We start from the raw sequence: 5,854 nt of genomic DNA, 5'->3' as shown, positions 1-5,854 counted from the left end.
GGCACACCGCCGACACCCAAGCTGCCTCCCGCAGAGGTTTGGATCAACCCGCCGGCCGCAGGCTTAACCGAGATCCAAGAGCCTCCCGAGCAACACTAAATTCGACACCCCGGTGTCTCATTTTCATTGACACATTCCGCTGGAGATTGTGCTTGTGTAGTATACGGAAATTTATGCTCAGCGTGGGGGATCCGACTGACGCTCCGGACCCCTCGTAGGTTGGGCTGAGGAACGGACACTGGTGGCGAATTCCGCAGCCGGGCGAGGCGGATGCCGAGCCGACAACGCGGCGACGTTCGCCTACACTGGAGCGACCGGTTGTGCCCTGTTGTTTCGGAGGCTTTCTGTGTCGCTCCAACCTTGCCCCGCGTTCGAAATCCCCGAAGAAACCCGCCGGGTGGCGTGCGCCGCCTTTCCGCGGGGTACGTTGTGCTTGAGGATCGCCGACGCCCTGGGGGGACTGTACCAGGACGCGGATTTTGCCGACCTGTTTCCGCGCCGCGGTCAGCCGGCCGCATCGCCCGCCCGCCTGGCGTGGGTGACGATCCTGCAATTCGTTGAGAATTTGTCCGACCGCGCGGCGGCCGACGCCGTGCGGGGCCGCATGGACTGGAAATACCTGCTCGGGCTGGATCTGAGTGACCCTGGGTTCGATCACACCGTGTTGAGCGAGTTTCGCGCGCGCCTGACGGGGGGCGAGGCCGAAAGGCGGCTGCTCGATACGCTGCTGGCATGCCTGCGGGAGATGCACCTGCTCAAGGCGCGCGGTCGGCAACGCACCGATTCCACTCATATTCTGGCTGCGGTGTGCACCCTCAACCGCCTGGAACGGGTCGGCGAGACGCTGCGCGCGGCGTTGAACGCCGTGGCGGATGCGGCGCCCGACTGGCTGGCTGCGCTCGCCCCGCCGAGCTGGTACGAGCGCTATGCCCGACGGGTCGAAAACTTCCGTCTGCCCGCCGCCAAGAGCGAGCGCGAGCGCTTGGCCGCCGAGATCGGCGCCGACGGGCAAACCCTCTTGGACGCGATCGCCGCCACACCCGCGGGCGCGCGGCGCGCGGCGCTCCCGAGGTGGGCACGCTGCGCCAAGTCTGGGAGCAGCAATACCGCCGCGACGAGAACACTCTGGCGTGGCGCTCGGGCGACGAGCTGTCCGCGTTGGTGGAGCGCATCGAATCGCCCTACGACCCCGAAGCGCGCTACAGCACCAAACGCAGCGTCGATTGGGTCGGCTATAAAGTCCACCTGAGCGAGACCTGCGAGAGCGACGCGCCGCGCTTGATTACCCACGTCGAGACCACCGCCGCGACGGTTCCCGACGTCAAAGCGCTGCCGGACGTGCATCGCGCACTTGCGCGCGCCGATCTGCTGCCCGCCAAGCACTTGGTCGATAAAGGCTATACCTCTCCGCAGGTGGTCCTTGACAGTCAACAGCGCGACGGCGTTTGCGTGATCGGCCCGCTGGGCGAGGATACCAGCTGGCAGGCGCGCGCGGGCAAGGAGTTCGACAAAGCGCATTTCCTCATCGATTGGGAGGCACAACAGGCGACCTGTCCCGCCGGCTGTCTCAGCCAGACCTGGAAGCCGAAAACCGGGGTCCCCGGCATTGAGACGCAAGTGCGTTTCTCCGCCCGCGATTGCCGCTCGTGCCCGCATCGTGCGGATTGCACCAAATCCAAAACCAGCGCGCGCGTCGTGCTCTTGCAGTCGCGCGAGTGCCACGAAGCGCTGCGCGAGGCGCGCCTGACACAAACCTCCGAAACCTTCGAGCAAGAGTATGCGGCCCGCGCGGGCGTCGAGAGCACTCATGCGCAGGCCATTCGCCGCAGCGGTCTGCGCACCTGCCGCTACATTGGCCTGGCCAAGACACGCCTGCAACACATCGCCACCGCCGTCGCGCTCGATCTGGTACGGGTCTGCGAATGGCTGGACGGAACGCCCGTGGCGCCGACCAGACGCTCGCGCTTTGCCAGGTTGCAGCAGGCTGCCTGAGGGGGCCGGAGAATTCGCCACCAGTGTCAGGAACGAAGCCCAACGCGGGCGACCGCTCCGCCTGCGGGTTGTTGTGCCTCCTGCGTCGGCCCAACCTACGTGCTGTCGCAGGCGTTGGCGTTTTCCAGTCCGGCGGCGAAATTCATCCGATGCCCCTGGAGGGCCGGGGTAGCGCTTACAGCGCCAGATGCAAGCGAATCGCCGCGTCGACTTCCCGCAGTTTGTCCGCGGCGAGTCGGCCCAGCGCCGTGCCGGTGATACGCTCTTTCGCGATGGTGCGGATCTGCTGGGCCTGGACCTTGGAATCCTTGGGCAGACCGGAGTCCGCGCATGACAACGCCACCTCGAAGGGATAGACCCGGGTCAGGTTGGACGTGATGGGCAAGACCGTGACGGTGCTCGCCGCGCGATTATTGGCGTCGTTGCTCACGATCAGCACCGGGCGGCGTTTGTTGATCTCGGCGCCCACCGTAGGGCTGAGATCGGCATAGAGGATCTCACCACGCTTCATGGGACAGTCCGTCGCCGGCCGTCGTGTCCCAGTCCGCTGCATCGGCCGCAGACGCCTCCCGGTAGGCCGACTCCAAATCATCTTCGCGCAGCCGGCGCAACGCCTGCTCGATGACCTGGGAGCGGCTCTTGATCGCATGGGCGGTACGATAGGCATCGATCACCCCGATTGCCTCGGGGGTGAGCGAAATGGATAATTTCTCGGTGTGCATGTGGGTTTCTCCAACGATTGCTACCCATGATGCTACTGCTACTGCTACCACACGGCAACTCGAATGTCCCGGCTCAGGCGACCAATGCCGCAACGACCGTGACGGGCTCTCGGGTGCAACGGAGCACATGGCGCAAACGTCCTCGCTGCTTTGCTACACGGCAAGGGGCATCGCTGGAGGGATTCCTGTCGGGCCTCCTGCGTCGGCCCAACCTACACGCTGCATCAACCGGGATCGTCCAGCCCCTGCAGTGCGTTGGTCGCAAGCCCCCAAAGCTCATCCAACTGGCCGTGGACCAGACCGCGCTCGCGTAGCGGCCTCAGTGTATCGAGCACCTGATCCAGCCACTGACGCTTATCCGCCCGTTCCGCAATCAGATACAGCTTCCAATAGGAAATCGCCAGGTCCACCCGCAGGTCCGGCCGCCCCGGCTCCTGCGCTACTAGGGCGCGCCTGATCTCAAGCGACTCCGCGACGTACCTCCGCGCCCGGACCCCGTCGCCTGCGGCCCGCGCCAGGTTGCCCAGGTTATCGAGCGATACCGACAGGTTGCGCCGCAGGTCCGCCCGCCCCGGCTCCCGCGCCACTAGGGCGCGCAGGATCTGAAGCGACTTCTTTAGGTACCGCCGCGCCCCGAGTTTGTCGCCCGCCGCCCGCGCCAGGCTCCCGAGGTTATTGAGCGACAACGACAGATCCTGGCGCAGGTCCGCGTGCCCCGGCTCCTGGGCCACCAGCGCGCGCAGAATCTCCAGCGACTCCTCCAACGACCGCCGCGCCTTAGCCCCGTCGCCCGCCGCTCGGGCCAGGTTGCTCAGATTGTTGAGCGACACAGAAAGCTCCCGGCGCAGGTCCGCGCGCGCCGGCTCCTGGGCCACCAGCGCGCGCAGGATCTTCAGCGACTCTTCCAACGACCGCCGCGCCCCGGCCCCGTCGCCCGCCGCCTGCGCCAGGTTGCCCAGATGGTTGAGCAACACCGACATGTCCCGGCGCAGATCCGCACGCGCCGGCTCATGGACCACCAGCGCCCGTAGGATCTCCAGCGACTCCTCCAACGACCGCCGCGCCCCGGCCCCGTCGCCCGCCGCCGCTGCCAGATTTCCCAGATTGTTAAGCGACACAGAAAGCTCCCGGCGCAGGTCCGCGCGTGCTGGCTCCTGGGCCACCAGCGCGCGCAGGATCTTCAGCGACTCTTCCAACGACCGCCACGCCCCGGCCCCGTCGCCCGCCGCCTGCGCCAGGTTGCCCAGATGGTTGAGCAACACCGACATGTCCCGGCGCAGATCCGCACGCGCCGGCTCATGGACCACCAGCGCCCGCAGGATCTCCAGCGACTCCTCCAACGACCGCCACGCCCCGGCCCCGTCGCCCGCCGCCGCTGCCAGGTTGCCGAGGTTGTTCAGCGCCACCGACAGGTCGCGCCGCAGGTCCGCAGGCCCCTGCTCCTGCGCCACTAGGGCGCGCCGGATGCCCAACGACTCCTCGAAGTAACAGCGCGCCCCACCCCCGTCGCCCGCCGCCGCTGTGAGGTTGCCGAGGTTGCTCAGCGACACCGCCAGGTCCCTTCTCAGGTCCGCACGCCCCGGATCCTGCGCCACCAGGGCGCGCCGAATGTCCAGCGACTCCTCGAAGTTCCGCCGGGCCGAAGCCCCATCGCCCGCCGCCTGCGCCAGGCGACCGAGATGGTTGAGCGACACCGAGATCTCGCGGCGCAGGTCCGCGCGCCCTGGCTCCTGCGCCACCAGGGCGCGCATGATTTGCAGGCGGCCCTGGGCGATCCGCCCGGCGACGGGACTGAAGCCGTGCTCGGTGAGCCAACGCTGAGCTTGCAAGACAGAGTTATAGAGACGTTTGCCGGGCTGGATGCCAGCGATGGCCCGCTCGAACAGCGCAGCCAGGATGGGCTCGCAAGCGGCGATGTTGGAGCGACCGACCGGCCCGAGGGCACGCAACGCGCTGCCAAACAACCGGGTCCGCACCGTCTCGCCCGCGAGATTGAGCAGGGCGGCCAGGGTCTGACCCTGACCCGCCACTGCCAGCTCAGCAGTGATCGTCTCCAGCGCCCCGGTCAACTCGTGGAAGTCGTCACCCTCGCCGGTGTCCGGCCCATCCGCCTGCCCCGCCCAGGCCAGCAGTTCCTCCGCAGTGGGCAACACCCGCGGGTGGATCTGCCGCCGCAGTTCCCGCAGCAGCACCTGTTCGCACAGCCGCTGCTGGGTGAATCCATAGCCCGTCAGGCGCCGACCGCTGCCCTCGCCCTCCTCCGCCGGGCGCATCAGGAGCGAGGCGGCGACCAGTTCCTCTACCGGGTCCAGCTTGACGACGCGCAGTGCGTTGTCGGCACCCAGCCGGGCGCGCCACTCGGTAACCCAGGCATCGGCCTCCGCCACCGGCAGCACGGGGATGCGCCGCTCGAACATCAGCCGGCCCAGGCGCTGAAGATGGGTGGCGATACCGGGCAGGTCCGACTCCAGACGGTCCAGATAGGCCCCGAGCAGGCGGCCCTCGTCCAGCTCCAACGGCGGTTCGCGACGGCCGCGGAAGGTCTCGTGGAAAAGATGCAGATAGAGCGGCGCGCGCAGCAGCTCGCGCAGGCTGGGCGCGAGCCGGTCGTGGGGCAGCGGGCAGGACTGGCCCGGGCGGCGCTGGCGGCGCAGTTCATAGGCGGCGCCCGCCTCCTCTACGGTGAATGGCCGCAGGTCCAGATAGGGAACTTCCTGGTCTTTCGGGTCGGTGAAGGTGGCGAGGAAACGGGCATTGGCCAGCACCTCGGCCCCGTGCTGCAGGAGGTCGCGGTGGCGCTGGGCCAATGACTGGTAGGCCCCGCTGCGCAGGCTGACGGCCAGGCGCAGCCACCGATGGCGCCCCAGGGCCGGGAGCAGGTCATCCAGGGCACGAACCAGGTCGGTGAAGCGGTCGGCCTCGTTTAATGCATCGAGGATCAGCCAGACGCACCGGTCCGACTCCCCGTCCTCGGCAGCCGTGGCGTCCAGGTGACGGCACAGGCGGAATGTGTCAATGAAAATGAGACACCGGGGTGTCGAATTTAGTGTTGCTCGGGAGGCTCTTGGATCTCGGTTAAGCCTGCGGCCGGCGGGTTGATCCAAACCTCTGCGGGAGGCAGCTTGGGTGTCGGCGGTGTG

The 5,854-nt window shown here is 67.7% G+C and carries 3 protein-coding genes and 1 pseudogene; 1 reads left to right on the top strand and 3 read right to left on the bottom strand.

All coding sequences use genetic code 11. The features are described 5' to 3' along the window. Positions 1 to 346 precede the first annotated feature (346 nt). Positions 347 to 1,992: pseudogene (locus QZX93_RS16215) on the top strand (IS1182 family transposase). Between the two features lie 175 nt (positions 1,993 to 2,167). On the opposite strand, the gene QZX93_RS16210 reads toward QZX93_RS16215, so the two are convergent. The 3 genes from QZX93_RS16210 to QZX93_RS16200 form a co-directional block, all read right to left on the bottom strand. Next, on the bottom strand, positions 2,168 to 2,503 hold the full coding sequence (locus QZX93_RS16210; RefSeq protein ID WP_295388046.1) for a type II toxin-antitoxin system PemK/MazF family toxin: 336 nt from the start codon (positions 2,501 to 2,503) through the stop codon (positions 2,168 to 2,170). Continuing rightward, positions 2,490 to 2,714, bottom strand: a complete 225-nt coding sequence (locus QZX93_RS16205; protein WP_295388044.1) for a CopG family transcriptional regulator — start codon at positions 2,712 to 2,714, stop codon at positions 2,490 to 2,492. The genes QZX93_RS16210 and QZX93_RS16205 overlap by 14 nt, the downstream gene beginning before the upstream one ends. Before the next feature lie 224 nt (positions 2,715 to 2,938). Next, positions 2,939 to 5,854, bottom strand: a 2,916-nt coding sequence (locus tag QZX93_RS16200; RefSeq protein ID WP_295394754.1) for a tetratricopeptide repeat protein, incomplete at its 5' end; no start/stop codon positions are given.

This window comes from uncultured Thiodictyon sp. (genome assembly GCF_903946935.1).
GTDB lineage: Bacteria > Pseudomonadota > Gammaproteobacteria > Chromatiales > Chromatiaceae > Thiodictyon.
The sequence above is the reverse complement of the archived record's forward strand: the minus strand, read 5'-3'. Positions and strand labels throughout refer to the sequence as shown.

Coding starts and splice junctions, on each gene's coding strand:
- QZX93_RS16210 (WP_295388046.1), bottom strand. CDS start 2,503: ATGAAGCGTGGTGAGATCCTCTATGCCGATCTCAGCCCTACGGTGGGC.
- QZX93_RS16205 (WP_295388044.1), bottom strand. CDS start 2,714: ATGCACACCGAGAAATTATCCATTTCGCTCACCCCCGAGGCAATCGGG.